Source organism: Bradyrhizobium liaoningense, from assembly GCF_018130825.1.
In the GTDB taxonomy this organism is placed as follows: Bacteria; Pseudomonadota; Alphaproteobacteria; order Rhizobiales; family Xanthobacteraceae; genus Bradyrhizobium; species Bradyrhizobium liaoningense_B.
Genome location: NZ_JAFCJS010000004.1, coordinates 1 through 15,616, shown reverse-complemented (window position 1 = coordinate 15,616; position 15,616 = coordinate 1). Strand labels below are relative to the sequence as shown.

13 protein-coding genes are annotated in these 15,616 nt (G+C 66.2%); 5 read left to right on the top strand and 8 right to left on the bottom strand.

Annotated features, from left to right (window positions below; all coding sequences use genetic code 11):
- Positions 1-70 precede the first annotated feature (70 nt).
- Positions 71-3,070, bottom strand: a complete 3,000-nt coding sequence (putA, locus tag JQ603_RS18655; RefSeq protein WP_212341586.1) for a bifunctional proline dehydrogenase/L-glutamate gamma-semialdehyde dehydrogenase PutA — start codon at positions 3,068-3,070, stop codon at positions 71-73.
- Between the two features lie 114 nt (positions 3,071-3,184).
- On the opposite strand from putA, the gene JQ603_RS18650 reads away from it, so the two are divergent.
- Positions 3,185-3,646 (top strand): Lrp/AsnC ligand binding domain-containing protein, encoded by a 462-nt coding sequence (locus JQ603_RS18650; protein ID WP_018643717.1) that lies wholly within the window; start codon positions 3,185-3,187, stop codon positions 3,644-3,646.
- 171 nt (positions 3,647-3,817) lie between these two features.
- Here the strand turns inward: JQ603_RS18650 and JQ603_RS18645 are convergent, their stop codons facing one another.
- From JQ603_RS18645 to JQ603_RS18630, 4 genes are all read right to left on the bottom strand, one after another.
- Positions 3,818-4,018: a cold-shock protein gene (locus JQ603_RS18645; RefSeq protein ID WP_008563500.1), complete on the bottom strand. Its 201-nt coding sequence runs from the start codon at positions 4,016-4,018 to the stop codon at positions 3,818-3,820.
- A 208-nt stretch (positions 4,019-4,226) separates the two neighbouring features.
- Positions 4,227-4,535, bottom strand: coding sequence for a cytochrome c (locus JQ603_RS18640; protein ID WP_212341585.1), 309 nt, complete (start codon positions 4,533-4,535; stop codon positions 4,227-4,229).
- Positions 4,536-4,549: 14 nt separating this feature from the next.
- Positions 4,550-5,749, bottom strand: a complete 1,200-nt coding sequence (locus JQ603_RS18635; RefSeq protein ID WP_212341584.1) for a molybdopterin-dependent oxidoreductase — start codon at positions 5,747-5,749, stop codon at positions 4,550-4,552.
- Between the two features lie 220 nt (positions 5,750-5,969).
- The gene (locus tag JQ603_RS18630; protein WP_212341583.1) at positions 5,970-7,703 is read right to left on the bottom strand and encodes an adenylate/guanylate cyclase domain-containing protein; all 1,734 of its coding nucleotides are present in this window, start codon (positions 7,701-7,703) and stop codon (positions 5,970-5,972) included.
- A gap of 325 nt (positions 7,704-8,028) precedes the next feature.
- On the opposite strand from JQ603_RS18630, the gene JQ603_RS18625 reads away from it, so the two are divergent.
- Complete coding sequence (locus JQ603_RS18625) at positions 8,029-9,582, top strand: glycosyltransferase family 39 protein (protein WP_212342431.1); 1,554 nt, start codon at positions 8,029-8,031, stop codon at positions 9,580-9,582.
- 135 nt (positions 9,583-9,717) lie between these two features.
- On the opposite strand, the gene JQ603_RS18620 is transcribed toward JQ603_RS18625, so the two are convergent.
- Complete coding sequence (locus tag JQ603_RS18620) at positions 9,718-10,746, bottom strand: YcjF family protein (RefSeq protein WP_212341582.1); 1,029 nt, start codon at positions 10,744-10,746, stop codon at positions 9,718-9,720.
- Positions 10,743-12,212, bottom strand: coding sequence for a YcjX family protein (locus JQ603_RS18615; RefSeq protein ID WP_212341581.1), 1,470 nt, complete (start codon positions 12,210-12,212; stop codon positions 10,743-10,745). The genes JQ603_RS18620 and JQ603_RS18615 overlap by 4 nt, the downstream gene beginning before the upstream one ends.
- Positions 12,213-12,397: 185 nt before the next feature.
- Between JQ603_RS18615 and trhA the strand changes: the two genes are divergently transcribed.
- Together trhA and JQ603_RS18605 are read left to right on the top strand one after the other, a co-directional pair.
- Positions 12,398-13,093 (top strand): PAQR family membrane homeostasis protein TrhA, encoded by a 696-nt coding sequence (gene trhA, locus JQ603_RS18610; protein ID WP_212341579.1) that lies wholly within the window; start codon positions 12,398-12,400, stop codon positions 13,091-13,093.
- 75 nt (positions 13,094-13,168) lie between these two features.
- Positions 13,169-13,963, top strand: a complete 795-nt coding sequence (locus JQ603_RS18605) for an SDR family oxidoreductase (protein ID WP_212341578.1) — start codon at positions 13,169-13,171, stop codon at positions 13,961-13,963.
- Positions 13,964-14,210: 247 nt separating this feature from the next.
- Here JQ603_RS18605 and JQ603_RS18600 read toward each other — a convergent pair whose 3' ends face one another.
- Positions 14,211-14,663 (bottom strand): MarR family winged helix-turn-helix transcriptional regulator, encoded by a 453-nt coding sequence (locus JQ603_RS18600; RefSeq protein ID WP_212341576.1) that lies wholly within the window; start codon positions 14,661-14,663, stop codon positions 14,211-14,213.
- 75 nt (positions 14,664-14,738) lie between these two features.
- On the opposite strand from JQ603_RS18600, the gene JQ603_RS18595 reads away from it, so the two are divergent.
- The gene (locus JQ603_RS18595; RefSeq protein WP_212341574.1) at positions 14,739-15,515 is read left to right on the top strand and encodes an SDR family NAD(P)-dependent oxidoreductase; all 777 of its coding nucleotides are present in this window, start codon (positions 14,739-14,741) and stop codon (positions 15,513-15,515) included.
- The last annotated feature ends 101 nt before the right edge of the window (positions 15,516-15,616 follow it).

Sequence of the window (15,616 nt, the reverse complement as noted above, 5' to 3'; positions counted from 1 at the left end):
CCGCTGCGCTCCGGCACCTCAGGATGACGGAACTGGTTGCGCATTGAGAACCAGAACCCAGCAGCGCCCCTCACTCTTCACCCGCCAGCAGGGCAGCATTGCCACCGGCTGCCGCGGTGTTGATCGTCACGGTCTGCTCGGTCGCAAAGCGCGCGAGATAGTGCGGGCCGCCGGCCTTGGGGCCGGTTCCGGACAGGCCGGTGCCGCCGAACGGCTGTACGCCGACCACGGCGCCGATCATGTTGCGGTTGACATAGATGTTGCCGACCCGGACGCGCTCGATGATGGCTTCGATGGTGTCGTCGATGCGGGAATGGACGCCGAGCGTGAGGCCGTAGCCGGTGCGCTCGATTGCCTGCAGCACGCGTTCGAGGTTCTCGGCACGATAGCGCACGACATGCAGGATCGGGCCGAACACCTCCTCGGTGAGCTGGCCGGTCTCCCCGAGCTCGAAAATGTGCGGGGCGACGAAGCAGCCATCGGGCGCGGAGCCGGCAAAATGCAGTCGCGCCTCGGTCTTCATCCGTGCGATATGCGCATCGAGCCGCTTCTTGGCCTCCTGGTCGATCACCGGCCCGACATGGGTTGCGACATCCGCGGGATCGCCGATCTTCAATTCGCGCGCCGCGCCCGCGATCATCTCGATCATGCGGTCGGCAACGTCCTCCTGCACGAACAGGAGCCGCAGCGCCGAGCAGCGCTGGCCGGCGGAGCGGAACGCGGAGGTCACGACATCGTCGGCGACCTGCTCGGGCAGGGCGGTCGCATCCGCGATCATGGCATTGATGCCGCCGGTCTCCGCGACCAGCGGCACGATCGGCCCGTCCTTGCCCGCGAGCGCCCGGTTGATGCTGCGGGCGACCTCGGTCGAGCCGGTGAAGACGACACCGGCGATGTCCTGGTGTGCGGTCAGCGCAGCGCCGATGCGGCCGTCGCCGGTGACGAGATGCAGAGCGCTCCTGGGGATGCCGGCTTCGTGCAGCAGGGCGACCGCCTCGCGCGCGATGCGCGGCGTCTGCTCGGCGGGCTTTGCCACGACGCTATTGCCGGCCATCAGCGCGGCCGAGACCTGTCCCAGGAAAATCGCGAGCGGAAAATTCCAGGGCGAGATCGCGACGAAGACGCCGCGGCCGCGCAGGCCAAGCGCGTTGCTCTCGCCGGTCGGCCCCGGCATGGCGGCCTCGACGCCAAACTGCCTTCGGCCCTGCGCGGCATAATAGCGGCAGAAGTCGGCGGCCTCGCGCAGCTCCGACAGCGCGTCGTCGAGCGTCTTGCCGCCCTCGCGCTGCAACAGCGCGATGAAATGGGCGCTGCGGCCCTCGAGCAGATGCGCGGCCTGCTCCAGCGACGCCGCGCGCACGCCCGCCGGCGTCCGGCTCCACGCGACAAAGCCGGCGCGTGCGGCGGCGACCGCCGCATTGGCTTGCTCCGGCGTGGCGTCAGCGATCGGCTTGAGATCGGCCGCCTCGGCCTCGACGCTCGTCAGCAACTGATCGAGCGCGGCACGCGCGCCGAACTCGACGCCGCGCGAATTGCGCCGCTCGGGCGCGAACAGATCACCCGGCAACGGAATCCTGGGATGCGCGGCCGCTTGCGGCCGGACGATGGCATCAACCGGCCGCTGCAGCAGCGCCGGCACCGGCACGCGGTAATCGGCGGCCTGCGCCACGAAGGACGAGTTCGCGCCGTTCTCCAAAAGCCGCCGCACCAGATAGGCCAGCAAATCGCGATGGCTGCCGACCGGCGCATAGGTGCGGTAGGCGATATCGGGGTGGTCCTTGGCGAGCTGCTCGTAGAGTGCTTCGCCCATGCCGTGCAGGCGCTGGAATTCGAAGCCGCCGCTATCAGCTGCGAGCTCCAGCACGGTCGCGACCGTCAGCGCGTTGTGGGTGGCGAACTGCGGGAAGATGCGCGGCCGCAAGGCCAGAAGCTTCGTCGCGCAGGCGACGTAGTTCAGATCCGTCATCGCCTTGCGGGTGAACACGGGATAGCCGTCGAGCCCGCGCTCCTGCGCGCGCTTGATCTCGGTGTCCCAATAGGCGCCCTTGACCAGCCGCACCATCAGCTTGCGGTCATGCGCGCGGGCCAGCGCATCGACATAGTCGATCACAGCGCTTGCGCGCTTCTGATAGGCCTGGATCGCGAGGCCGAAGCCGTCCCAGCCGGCCAGCGAGGGATCGGCGAGCGTCGCCGCGATCACGTCGAGCGACAGCTCCAGCCGGTCGGCCTCTTCGGCATCGACGGTGAAGTTGAGGTCGTGGGCCTTGGCGCGCTGCGCGAGGTCCAGCAATTGCGGCACCAATTCGCGCATCACGCGGTCGCGGCTGATCGCCTCGAAGCGCGGATGCAGCGCCGAGAGTTTGACGGAGATGCCGGGCCGGTCGGGCAGGGGCCGCTCGCCGGCCGCCTTGCCGATCGTCTCGATCGCGCTGGCGTAGGCGTCGAAATAGCGCCTGGCGTCGGCCGCCGTGCGCGCGCCTTCGCCGAGCATGTCGAAGGAATAGCGCGGCTTCTGACCCGAGCGCGGCTTGCCCCGCTCCAGCGCCTGCTCGATGGTCTCGCCCAGCACGAAATGATTGCCCATCAGCCGCATCGCCTGGCGCGTCGCGGTGCGCACCGCCGGCGCGCCGAGCCGCTTCACCAGACGGCCGATGGTGCCGTCGGGCGTCTCGCCGGGTTGGATCACCCGCGCCGACAGGCCAAGCGCCCAGGCCGACGCGTTGACCAGGAATGCGGTCGACTTGGTCTCGTGGTGGATGAAGTCGCCCTCGCCGAGCTTGTCCTCGATGAACTGGTCGGCGGTGCGCGCGTCCGGCACGCGCAGCAGCGCCTCCGCCAGCACCATCAGCGCGAGCCCCTCCTTGGTCGAGAGCGCGAACTCCCGCAGCATGTCCTCGACGCCGCCGAGGCGGTCGTCGCGCTTGCGGATCGCCTCGATCAGCCGCGTCGCGGTGCGGTCGATCCGCGCCTCCTGCAGCGGGCCGAGATGCGAGGCCGGCAGGAGGCGCGCGGCAATCTCGGCATCGTCAGGGGCATAGGGGGCGGCGAAGGGCGGCGGAATGTTCGGCATGGCGTGTCCTGTGGCTGAAACTCAGGATAAAGCCCGCATGACAGTAGTTCGATAGACAAATTAGCCAGTTTGCCTTAGAAAATGAAGATAGGTGACGGACAGGCCAGATAAAATATGGAACTCGATCGAATCGACCGGAAAATCCTCTCGATTTTGCAGGAAGACGGACGAATCGCCAATGTCGAGCTCGCCGAGCGCATCGGCCTGTCGCCGACCTCGATCGGCGAGCGCCTGAAGCGGCTGCAGCGCGAAGGCTTTGTCGAAGGCTATGGCGCCAGGCTCAATCCGCACCGGCTCGGCCTCGGTCTCCTGGTGTTCGTCGAGGTGCTGCTCGACAAGACCACGCCGGACAATTTCGAGCGCTTTGCGCGCGCGGTGAAGCTCGCGCCTGAAGTGCTGGAGTGTCACATGGTTGCCGGCGGCTTCGACTACCTTGTGAAGGCGCGGCTAGCGGACATGACGGCGTATCGACGCTTCCTCGGCGAGACCCTGCTGTCGATGCCGGGCGTGCGCGAGACGCGGACCTATGCAGTGATGGAGGAGATCAAGCGCGACGCACCGTTGCCGGTGGGTTAGCGAAGTGCCGTCGCGATTGTCATTGCTGTGGCGTTGAACAAGCGGTCTGCCAAGGAAAAATAGCTCTCCGTGTGCAATCGCAACGCCTGTCGTCGAATGCACTGGCCGTCTTCTAAAATTTTTTTGGCCCGGCTCCCGGATTGATCCGGGAGGCAGCAAACGCTGGCGGGCTTATACTTTGAGGTTTTCTGCGGAGGTCTTGCCCCGGTTTGCGATCTCTTCGTATTCCACCGTCTGTCCCTCGTTGAGGGTGGACAGACCGGCTTTCTGGACTGCCGAGATATGCACGAACACATCCTTGCCCCCCGACGCAGGCTGGATAAATCCATAACCCTTCGTCGGGTTGAACCACTTGACCGTACCTTTAGCCATCACGACTTCTCCGCGGGTCTTCCTCCGAGATCTCGAACCGCCAGTCCCCGCCAACCGGCCGGTTCGGTCCTAACAGGATACGCGGAATGTGGCAGGCTTGGTAGCTCAAACCACATCAGCCTTTTGCCGAATTCCGCTCAACTTCGCGGCGTTTTTGCCGGTTTTGCCCGTTTCGCGGTCAAATGGCCCGCACGCCGCGAGTCCTCCGTCAGTAAGTCGCGGCTAGATAGTCGACGATCTTGCCGACGTCGGCGTCGTCGATCGGGGCGCCGTAGACCTTGATCATCTTGGTCACCTCGGCCTGCCAGAAGGCCTTCTTGTCCTTCATCGGTGGCTGGGTGTTGATGTAGTCGGACGAGTGGCAGGCGGTGCAATTGCCCTGCACCACCTCGAGATTGGGGCCGGGCTTGAAGGCGGCGACCTCGTCGGGGGTCTTGTAGTTGACCGGCGCTGCGAGCGCCGAGCCCACCGCGGCGGCGAGGGCCAGCAAGACGGTAAGGAGAACGGTGCGCTGCATGATCATTCTCCCCCTCAGGCCACGCTGACGCGGACGGTTTCGACGACATTGCGTAGATAACCCGCCGGGTTCCAGCGCGGCGTATCCGGCTGGGTCTCGCCGCCATTGCCGGTGGCGCGGACCTTGAGCTCAACGGTGCCGGCCGCGAGCTTCACCGGCAGCTTCCATTCGCGGAACGCGTATTTGCCGAGATCCTTGCCGAGCTTCGCGCTCGCCCAGGTCTTGCCGCCGTCGGTGGAGACCTCGACGTTCTTGATGCCCTTGCCGCCGTCGAAGGCGATGCCGCGCAGGGTCACCGCTCCCGCCTTCAGCTTCGCACCATCAGGCACGCTGGTGATGAAGGAGCGGATGGTGAAGCGGTTGATCGGGATCGTCGCCTTCGGCGCGGTGCCCGGCTCGATCGCATTGTTCGGCGTATCGGGAATGCGATAGGCCGACTTCATCCAGAAGCCGTCATAGACGCTGTCGATGACGGTGATCTCGTTGAGGTGCTTGACCCAGTAGGTGCCGTAATAACCGGGCACGACCAGGCGCAGCGGAAAGCCGTTGAGGAACGGCAGGTCCTCGCCGTTCATGCCATAGGCCAGCATCACCTCGCCATCGGTGGCGTGATCGAGATCGAGCGCCTTGATGAAATCGGGCGTCTTGTCGCTGACCGGGCCATCCATGCCATTGAAGGTGACCTGCTTGGCGCCGCTCTGCACGCCCGCCATCTCCAGTACGGTCTTCAGCGGTACGCCGCGCCAGCGAGCGCAGCCCATCGCGCCGTTGGCGAGCTGGCCGCCGGCGACACGCGGCTCGAAGAAGCCGCGGCTGTTGCCGGAGCACTGGTTGACGGCGACGATCTCCGTCGCCTTCATCTTCTTGATGTCCTTCAGCGACAGTTTCAGCGGCTTGTCGACCTTGCCCTTGACCTCCAGCGTGAACTTGTCGGGGTCGAGATTGTAGGGCAGGTCGGAGAGGTGATAGCGCACGAAGAACGCGTTGTTCGGCGTGAGCGGGCCGTCATTGAACACCGCGAACGGCGTCTCGAGTTGCGGCGGTCGGCTGGTGAGGCCGATCATCGGCCGCTTCTGCGGATATTTCACCAGCGGCCGTTCGCCATTGGCGAAGGGCAGGGTGACGGTGTCGAGGGCCAGCGCTTTGGTGGAATTCAGTGTGGCCGCAATCGCGGCAAGCCCGGCTCCTCTGAGCAGGTCGCGTCGATCGAACATCTGGTCTCCTCCCGGAGCTTTTTCGTTGGATCAGCGGTCATCACCGCGATCCCGCGCTCATCTGTCGCAACGATCGAGACGAAGTCAATTCGTGCTTTCGCAGCAAGCCCATGCCGCTGCGTTGCAGCAAGCCGGTGTTACGCTTGTAATGAGATTGGGCGAGCTGCGGCCGTAGCGAAGCTGTGCTCCCTCGCCCCGTCATTACGGGGAGAGGTGAGCATCATGCCGCGACCCGATCGCCGCTGGCGACAAGCCCCGCCAGCTCCCTCGCATCCGCGACCACGCGCACCGCCATCGGCTCGTCGCGGCCTCGGATCGCGACCTCCTGCTGCGGCAGGGCATCCTCGGCAAGGCCGGCGGTGCGGCGCACTTCCTCGGAAACGATCGCCTCGCAGGCGAGCGTCTTGGTCATGTCCTGGAGGCGGGCGGCGACATTCACGGCGTCGCCGAGGGCCGTGAACACGATGTGATCGCGATAGCCGATGTCGCCGATGATGACCTCGCCGCCGTGAATGCCGATGCCGAAGCGGATCGGCTGGCGCAGATCGTGGCTGAGGAGCTGGTTCAACTCGTCGATGTTCGCAGCGAGGCTGGCGGCTGCCTTCAGGGCCTGCCGGCAGGCCTCTTGCGGATCGGCTGTGAGCCCGAACAGCGCCAGCATGCCGTCGCCGACGAACTGGTTCGGCTGGCCGCCGTTCGCGATCACGGCCTGCGAGACCGCGCCGAGGAAGCGGTTGACGATGAAGACGGTGTCGAACGGCAGCCGCTTCTCGGCAAGCTGCGTCGAGCCGCGCATGTCCACGAACAGGCTGACGAGATAGCGCTCCTGGCCGATCCTGGCCGGCGTCGAGGCGTGCCCGTCCGCCGCATGCGTGTGGGGTGTGAAGAGCTGGAAGAAGGAGAGGTCGCAGTCCGGACGCAGCTGGCACGCAAGCCGGATCGACGGATCGGCGGTGCCGACACGGGCCAGCACGAAGGCCTCGCGCTGCGACGGCTGGGGCAGGGCGCCATGGTCGCCGATGATGCGGATGCGGCAGGTCGAGCAGCGGGCGCGGCCGCCGCAGACGCTGGCATGCGGCACGTTGTGGCGCAGGCTCGCCTCCAGCACGGAGAGGCCCTTTGGCACGCGCACGGTCTTGCCGTTGCCGTAGGACAGCGCAATCATGCCGCCGCGCCGCTCGCGCCAGGCCCGTACGCCGCGCGCCGCCAGCGCCAGTCCCAGCAGACCGAAATATCCGGCGGTGAGGCCGCCGGTGATGCGGTCGAGCGTATTGGCCTCGGCGACCGAGCCGAGCTGGCGGCGCGTGAGATTGTGCGCACGCCATTCCCCGTCGTCGGCGTCGATCTCGACGCTGCGGCCGCCCTGGTAGATTCCAAGCAGCGACAGGGTCGGGATCAGCACGGCGGCCGCGAGTAGATAGGGCGCCGCGCGCGTGAAGAACGGCTTCAGCCGAAGCCAGAAATAGATGCCGATGCAGCCGTGCACCCAGGCGATCAGGAGCAGGATCGTCATCTGCCAGAGCCGGCCGGGCGAGCCGATGAAGAACAGATAGAGCTCTTGCGGGTAGAGCTTCTGGTGTCCGTACAGCGTCTGGCCCAGCCGCACGCCGATCACATGCGCCATGACGAGGGCGGGGATGCTCAGCCCCAGCACGAGCTGCAGCGGCTCGATCGTCTTCCAGCGGAACTGCCGACGCTGGTACAGCGCGTAGACGCCGAGCCCCATATGGGTCAGCGCCGCCGTGTAGAACACGATCGCGACAGGCAGGAACTGCCAGAACAGCATGTGGTAGTGGACCCCGGTCTCCATGGCGTCGACCGAGATGTTGCCGAGCGCATGGTTCAGGAAATGGCTGACCACATAAGAGAACAGGATGATTCCGCAGACGAGCCGCACCTGCCGCACGCTGGTGGCGCGGACGAGTTCGGGCATGTGGACGGGAGCGGTGGCCATGATTCGGTTGTATCAGTTCATGGAGGAGAACAGCCAGCCTAGCGTTTAATTCCGCCCGCGGACAGCTGGCCCGATCACATGCGCGGCAAGGTGACAGAACCGTAGGGTGGGCAAAGGCGCGCACTTGCGCGCCGTGCCAGCCAATTCCCTTCCGCTGTCGTCCCAGCCTTCGCCGGGACGACTCGGGGAGAGAGCTTGCCCTACATTGACTCCCCCTCCCAAGTCGGGGAAAAGCGCGGCCGTGACGATCGCTCCCGACATCTCCAAGAAGCCAGACGGCGCCGAACGCCGGCTCATCCTTGTTGCCGTGCTGATCATCGCGGTAATGACCGTGCTTCGCATCGTCTATGCCTCCGCGATCGAGCTGCGCACGGATGAGGCCTATTACTGGACCTGGTCGAAGGAGGCGGCGCTCAGCTTCCTCGATCATCCCCCCGGCATCGCCTGGCTGATCCGCTTCGGAACCGCGATCTTCGGCGACACTCCGCTCGGGGTGCGCTTCGGCGGTATCGTCGCGATGCTGGTGACGCAGCTGCTGCTCGCGGACATCGTCCGCCGCCTCACGCGTGACGCACGTGCGATGGTGGTCGTCGTGCTCATGATGGAAGCCGCGCTCTACTATGGCCTCCTGATGGCCAAGGTCGCGCCCGACGTCGCCATGATCCCGTTCGCCGTGGCGATGGTGTGGTCCCTGGTGCGGCTGGCGCAAAGCGGCGACGGCCGCTGGTGGCTCGCGGCCGGCCTGTTCGCCGGGCTCGCGATGCTGTCGAAATTCACCGTGATCATGTTCGCGCCGGCGGTTGCCGCCTTTCTGCTGGTGCCGGACTGGCGCTGGCGCTGGTTGCGCAGCCCTTATCCCTATCTCGCAGTGCTGGTCGCGCTCGCGGTGTTCTCGCCGGTGCTGATCTGGAACGTTCAGCACGACTGGGCCTCGATCCGCTTCCAGGGCGTGCGCGCCACCACAAATTACGGCATCTCGCTGCGGACGGTCGGCGACTACATCGGCCTGCAATTCGGCCTCGTCGGTTTCGTCATGCTGCCGGTGGTGCTGACGGGCCTGGTGATGACCGCGTGGCGCGGCTATCGCACGCGCGAGCCGGTCGCGATCCTGCTGTCGACCGCGGTGCTGGTGCCGTTTGTCTATTTCCTGGTGAAATCGCTGACGCTGCGGGTCGGCGACACCTGGCCGATGTTCATGTGGCCAGTGGGCTTTGCGGCTGCGGCCGTGAACCTCGTCATGCTGTCGCGTGAAAAATGGTCGGCGCGGATGATCCGGTCGAGCCTGTTCTGGGTGAAGACGGCGATCGTCTCGGGCATCGCCTTCGTCGTCATCGTGTTCCTCTATTACGTCGCTGCGCCCTGGAATCTGCTCGGCAAGATCGATCCGATCGGCGCCGAAGCCGGCTACGAGCAGGTCGCGGCGCGCGCGCAGGCTGCCCTCGATGAAACCGGCGCGACCTGGATCGCGACTACGGACTACCGCACCTACGCCATGATGCGCTGGCTGTTCCGGGGCCGCGTGCCGGTCATCGAGATCAACGAGCGCGGCCGCTTCCAGGATTTCCGCGATCCCGGCATGGACAAGATCAGGGGGCATGCGGGGATCTATGTCGGGCGCGAGCCGGACAACCGCGCATCGCAGTGGGAGAATATCCCGGCCAAGCGCGAGCCGCTCGGCGAAGTCGAGCGCCGCTGGCGCGGCGTGCTGACGGACACCTACGTGATTGAAAAGCTCACCGGCTGGACCCCGGAGCTCTCGCCGCCGAAGGACTCGCCGCTGTTTTGGTGGCGGGTGCTGGCGGGGGAATTCGAAAAGCGGGAGCGCGCCTCGGCGCCTTCTCTTACCCTCCCCTGGAGGGGGAGGGTCGATCGCGCGTAGCGCGAGCGGGGTGGGGTGATCTCTCCACGCGGGCAGTGTTCGAGGTGGAGAGACCGTCACCCCACCCCGCTACGCATTGCGCTACGCTCCATGCGTAGCGACCCTCCCCCTCCAGGGGAGGGTAAGCAAGCGCCGCTACTCCTCGTCGTCCTTCTTCCGCAGCAGATCCGTCGCCAGATCCGACAGTTTCGGCGGCGGCAGCGCGGCGAACGGCAGCGGCCTCGTCACGTCGATCGCGGCGAGGCCCAGCCGCGCCGTCAGCAGCCCGTTCAGCACGCCTTCGCCCAATCGCTGCGACAGCTTCGCCGCAATGCCGTGGCCGAGCATCTGCTGCACCAGGCTGTCGCTCGCGGCCATGCCGCCGGTGATGGCAAGATGCGCGATGACGTGGCGGAGCAGGCGGATCATGCCGAGCGCGCCGGGCCGGCCGCCATAGAGAAAAGCAAGCTGGCGGATCAGGCGCAGCGCGGCCACGAACACGAACAGCACGTCGATCGCGGCCCGCGGTGAGACCGCGGTGACGATCGAGACCTTTTGCGCCGCTGACGACACCAGTCGCCGCGCCTCGACATCCAGCGGGGACATCAACTCGCGCTCGGCGAGGCGGATCATGTCCGCGCCGTCGATGATCTCGCCGGCGTGGCTCTCGAGCGTGGCGCGGGCGCGCGCGAGCTGCGGGTTCTGGTGTGCGATCTTCAGGAGGTCCTGCACGATGACGCGGCTTTCCTTGCGGTCGTCGTTGGCCAGCACCGCGGCTGCGCGCGCATGCAGCTTCTCGATCGTCGCGAGGCGTGCGAGGCCAAACGCCTCGCGCCCGATCACCACCGCCAGCGCAAGCGCGGTGACGACCGCCAACCCGAGCCCGACGAAGCCGAGCGTTTCGCTGCGCGCAAACAGGTCCTCGATCAGATGGACCACGCCGAGCCCGGTGCCGAGCAGCGTCAATCCCGCAAGCCCCGACCAGAACACCGTGCCCCAGGGAAAGCCGCGCCGCGCCGGCAGCGCGGCTTGAACCGGCACCGGCAGCGCCTGAGGATCGTGCTCCGGCGTGATCTGGATGGTGGCGCGGGCGAGGCGGCTGGTCTCGTCGGCTTCGGTAACGACGACGCCGGGATCGTCGAGCCGGAACGTGGCCGGCCGCCGTGGCTTCGATCGGTCGTTCATGCGAGCTTGTCTCCGATCAGGAACTGCAAGGCACGGTCGAGGCGGATATGTGGCAGCGCGGGCTCGTCCGTTCCCTCGCGTTCGAGCTTGGGCGGGCGGAAGCGCAGGAAGCGGAAATCGCTCTTCTCCGCTGCCTCTGTGGAGAGGCCACGAAACGCGTCCCCGCCGTTGAACAGCGGCTCGGGATCCAGCGGCAAATCGCCCGGAAAGGTCGCAACCTCCGTGTTGCCGTCGAAGAGCTCGCCGTTGGCGCTCTCGCCCGCGGCCGGTGTTCCCAGGATCGACGGCAATTTGTCGCGGCCATGCGCCACCTGAGCCTCGCGCGTGGCGCGCACCGCAGCGAGCGCGACGACGTCGATCGCCGCGCCGGTATCTTCGGCACGCGCGACAGCACGCGAGACCGCGCGGCGCAGCACGGCCTCGAGCCGGTCGTGGCTGGAATGATGCAGGTGATCCGCTTTGGTTGCCGCGAACAGGATGCGGTCGATGCGCGGCCGGAACAGGCTGGAGAGAATCGTGCTGCGGCCGATGTTGAAGCAATCGAGAATGCCGGCGAGTGCGGCTTCGAGATCGTGCAGCGCCTCAGGGCCTGAGTTGAATGCGGCGAGCGCATCGGCGAGCACGATCTGGCGATCGAGCCGCGCAAAATGATCGCGGAAGAACGGCCGCACTACGACGTCCTTGTAGGCCTCGAAGCGGCGCACCATCATTGCCCACAGCGATCCCTCGGGCGCCTGTCCGCCCGCGGGCACGTCGAGCGGCGCAAAGGTCAGTGCCGGCGTGTCCGCGAGACTGCCCGGCATCAGGAAGCGGCCGGGCGGCAGCAGGCTCATGGCAAAACGCTCGTCGCGGCAGGCGCGCAAATAGTTGGTGAAGAGCTTTGCGGCCGTGAGCGTCGCCTGCTCGTCCTCGCGTGCCTCGGGCTTGAGTGTTGCGAGATGGGCGTGCCATTCGCTGGCAAGATGCGCACGCGGCGCCTCGCGCGACAGCGCCAGGCTTTCCGCGGACCATTGCTCGTAGCTCTTCTGCAGCAGCGGCAGGTCGAGCAGCCATTCGCCGGGATAGTCGACGATGTCGAGTGTCAAGGTGCGGTCGGCGCCGTTCGGGCGCTGGTAGTCGATGACGAGCCTGAGCTCGCTGATGTCGACGGTGGAGCTCGGCCAGCGCCGTTCCTCGATCAGGGCGCGCAGATGGTTCTCATAGGCAAAACGCGGCACGGCATCATCAGGCTGCGGCGCCAGATGCGCCCGCGCGATCCGGCCCGAGGCATAGGCCTCGAACACCGGAAACCGCCCGCCGCGCGTCAGCCCATGGATCAGCGCGGTGATGAATACGGTCTTACCGGCGCGCGACAGACCGGTGACACCAAGCCGCACGGTCGGGTTGAAGAAATGCTCGCCATAGTCGATCAGCGCCCGGGCTGACAGCCGCGCCTCCTCGACCATATCCTGGAAACTGAATGCCATATGAACGTGAGGGGGCTCGGGCGAGGGATACGCAAAACGGATTAATCACAAAGGTGGCAACTGCCTGAAGAAAATCAAGCTTTCATACTTCCACCGCCTTTGTCGGCAAATCAGCCGTTTGAACGACGCGCCAGTCCCGAAAGACCCATAGAAGAAGGCATTGCCTCAAGCTTTGTCGGATTGCCATGACCGTCTTCCAGTTGAAACAGTTCGCATCTTCCTCCGTCCACGCCGCCGCCGACGTGATCGGCTGGGATTACGATCGCGCCGAGCTGATCGCCGACGGTGTCATCCACGCGATCGGCGTCCTCGCCGGCCTCATCGCCGCGACGGTGCTGGTGGTGTTGACGGCGGTCTATGCGACGGCGACCGACATCGTCGGCGTCTCGATCTATGTCGCCGGCCTGCTCTCGATGCTGGTGCTGTCGGCGACCTATAATCTCTGGCCGGTGTCGCCGGCGAAATGGCTGCTGCGGCGCTTCGACCATTCGGCCATCTATCTCCTGATCGCGGCGACCTATACGCCGTTCATCCTGGAGCTGAAGAACAGCGTGTTCGCGCTGGTGCTGCTCGCGGGCGTCTGGTGCGTCGCCTTCCTCGGCATCGTGCTGAAGCTTTTTTATCCCGGCCGGTTCGACCGCGTCTCGGTCGGCATCTATCTGGCGATGGGGTGGAGCGGGGTGATGCTCTATGGCCCCGTGGTCGAGGCGCTGCCTGCGCTGGTGCTCGGTTTCATCCTTGCGGGCGGCCTGCTCTACAGCTTCGGCGTGATCTTCCACGCCTGGCGGCGGCTGCGCTTCCAGAATGCGATCTGGCACGGCTTTGTCTTGGCCGGCGCGGCATGCCATTATACCGCGGTGCTCGATCTCGTGTTGAGCTGAGCAGAACCCGCGACGCGGAATAAGCGGCGCGGTATAAAGCGGTACAAGACAATACAAGACAAGGGGAGACGTCGCATGCAGGTGACCGGCAAGGTCGTGGTCGTCACGGGCGGCGCCAACGGCATCGGAAGGGCGCTATGCGAGGCCTTTCACAAAGCGGGCGCCGCCAAGGTCGTCGTTGCGGACATGGACGCCGCCAATGCGCGGGCGGTCGCTGCCATGGTCGATGGCGCGGCATTCAAATGCGATGTCGCGCAGGAAAAGGATATCGCCCACGTCATCGAGGAAACCGAGCGGCAGTTCGGTCCGATCGAATTGTTCTGCTCCAATGCCGGCATCGGCGGCGGCTTCGATCCGATGTCGGTCAATGCCGGCGGCGCCTCCGACGAGCCGTGGCAGCGCAGCTGGGCGATCCATGTCATGGCCCACGTCTATGCCGCGCGGCATCTCATTCCCCGCATGAAGGCGCGCGGCGGCGGCTATTTCCTCAACACCATCTCGGCCGCGGGCCTCTTGTCGCAGGTCGGCAGCCCCGCTTATTCCACCACCAAGCACGCCGCGGTCGGCTTTGCCGAGAACCTCGCGATCTCGCACAAGGCCCACAACATCAAGGTCTCGATTCTCTGCCCGCAGGGCGTCGACACCAACATGCTGCGCTCGATCCCCAAGGGCCCGCAATCCGGCGACGGCGACCTGACGCCCGAGCAGGTCGCAAAAGACGTGCTCGCCGGCCTCGAGCAGGAGACCTTCCTGATCCTGCCGCACCCCCAGGTGCTCGGCTACATGCGCAAGAAGACCGAGAACTACGATCGCTGGATCGGTGGCATGGCCAAGATCCAGGCCAAGATGCGGGAAGAGTTCGGGAAGTAGGGGAGGGGTGCCATCCGCTCGGTGTCGTCTTGGCGAAAGCGAGGACCCATACCGCGAGGTCTATCGATCTTGCCGCGGTAGAAGTACCGAGCGACAAGTCTTCGCCAAATTACTCCCTGGAGTAATGGGTCCTGGCTTTCGCCAGGACGACGATGCGTAGCCCGGATGGAGCGTAGCGAAATCCGGGACAATCTCTCCGCGGCGTGAAAGGCCCCGGATTGCGCTGCGCTCCATCCGGGCTGCGGACTTACGCCACCTCCTCCGCCACCCGGCTCTCCTTCAACGCCCGCGCATAAAGCATCATCCCCTCGCGCACCGTGCGCTGCTCCGCCGCCGTCAATGCCGCCAGCGCGCCACGCACCTGCTGACGGCCGAACGCATGCAGGCCCTCCAGCGTGCGTCGGCCCTTCGCCGTCAGCGACAACAGCTTGCTGCGTGCATCAAGCTCGTCCGGCGTTTCACGCAGCTCGCCGCAATCGATCAGCTTGCGCACCAGGCGGCTGACGCTGGATTTCTCCAGCCGCAGGAAATCGCCGAGCTCGCCCGACGTCATGGGACCGCGGATGCCGATCTCCAGGATCGTGTGCACGGCCGAGGGCGGATAGTCCGACGCCGCCACCGTCGCATCCATGAAGCCGAGCTCGCGCACCATCAACCGCGAGGCGGCGCGGATGTCGTCGATCAGCGAAAGCTCGGCCATCTTGACTCCCCGCGTATAGTTGTATCATACAACTATATGCGCAAAGCGGCGCATGCAAGCGTTTTGGAGTCGACCATGAGCGGAACTCTGCCAACCGGGATGCGGATGAGCGGCAAGGTCTGCCTGGTCACGGGCGGTGGCAGCGGCATCGGCCGCGCTACGGCGTTGCGGATGGCGTCCGAAGGGGCGGAAGCGGTCATCATTGCCGGCCGGCGCGAAGCCGAGATCGAGGCAACCGCCGCGGCGTGCCGCGAGCTCGGCACGGAGGCGATCGCGCTCAAGACCGACATCACGCGCGAGGACGAGGTCGCGCACCTCGTCGGCACGGCCGTCGAGCGCTGCGGCCGGCTCGACGTCGCCTTCAACAATGCCGGCTTCCAGGAGCGCCGCGCGCCGCTGGAAGAGCAGGGCACCGACATCTACGACAGCGTGTTCGACACCAATGTCCGTGCGCTGTTTCTCTGCCTGCGCCATCAATTGCCGGCGATGCTGGCACAGGGCCGCGGCAGCATCGTCGTCAATGCCTCCGTCAGCGGCATGCGCAATCCCAATCCCGGCTTCTCGCTCTATTCGGCCTCGAAGGCCGCCGCGATCTCGCTGACACGCTCGGCGGCGATGGAGAACGCCCCGCGCGGCATCCGCATCAACGCCGTCGCGCCCGGCCGCGTCGTCACCGACATGATGCTGCGCGCCGGCGTCGGCGATGTCGCAACGGTCAGTGCCGGCCTGCCGCTGCGCCGGATGGGGAGCCCGGAGGAGGTGGCGGAGGCCGTGGTGTGGCTGTCGTCGGATGCGTCGTCGTATGTCGTCGGCCACGTGCTGGCGGCGGACGGGGGATTTCTGGCGTCGTAGTTTCGGGGGCGCCACAAATTCAGTGTCGTCCCGGCGAAGGCCGGGAGGTGGATTCACACTCGAAGTGCAACACTTGGGAGAAGGCCTCTGCCGGGGTCCTG

What these genes read in the sequence shown, in the direction of transcription:
- JQ603_RS18615 (WP_212341581.1), bottom strand. Translation starts at nt 12,212, where the DNA reads ATGGCATTCAGTTTCCAGGATATGGTCGAGGAGGCGCGGCTGTCAGCC.
- JQ603_RS18625 (WP_212342431.1), top strand. Translation starts at nt 8,029, where the DNA reads ATGACCGTGCTTCGCATCGTCTATGCCTCCGCGATCGAGCTGCGCACG.
- trhA (WP_212341579.1), top strand. Translation starts at nt 12,398, where the DNA reads ATGACCGTCTTCCAGTTGAAACAGTTCGCATCTTCCTCCGTCCACGCC.
- JQ603_RS18640 (WP_212341585.1), bottom strand. Translation starts at nt 4,535, where the DNA reads ATGCAGCGCACCGTTCTCCTTACCGTCTTGCTGGCCCTCGCCGCCGCG.
- JQ603_RS18630 (WP_212341583.1), bottom strand. Translation starts at nt 7,703, where the DNA reads ATGGCCACCGCTCCCGTCCACATGCCCGAACTCGTCCGCGCCACCAGC.
- putA (WP_212341586.1), bottom strand. Translation starts at nt 3,070, where the DNA reads ATGCCGAACATTCCGCCGCCCTTCGCCGCCCCCTATGCCCCTGACGAT.
- JQ603_RS18605 (WP_212341578.1), top strand. Translation starts at nt 13,169, where the DNA reads ATGCAGGTGACCGGCAAGGTCGTGGTCGTCACGGGCGGCGCCAACGGC.
- JQ603_RS18635 (WP_212341584.1), bottom strand. Translation starts at nt 5,749, where the DNA reads ATGTTCGATCGACGCGACCTGCTCAGAGGAGCCGGGCTTGCCGCGATT.
- JQ603_RS18595 (WP_212341574.1), top strand. Translation starts at nt 14,739, where the DNA reads ATGAGCGGAACTCTGCCAACCGGGATGCGGATGAGCGGCAAGGTCTGC.
- JQ603_RS18650 (WP_018643717.1), top strand. Translation starts at nt 3,185, where the DNA reads ATGGAACTCGATCGAATCGACCGGAAAATCCTCTCGATTTTGCAGGAA.
- JQ603_RS18600 (WP_212341576.1), bottom strand. Translation starts at nt 14,663, where the DNA reads ATGGCCGAGCTTTCGCTGATCGACGACATCCGCGCCGCCTCGCGGTTG.
- JQ603_RS18645 (WP_008563500.1), bottom strand. Translation starts at nt 4,018, where the DNA reads ATGGCTAAAGGTACGGTCAAGTGGTTCAACCCGACGAAGGGTTATGGA.
- JQ603_RS18620 (WP_212341582.1), bottom strand. Translation starts at nt 10,746, where the DNA reads ATGAACGACCGATCGAAGCCACGGCGGCCGGCCACGTTCCGGCTCGAC.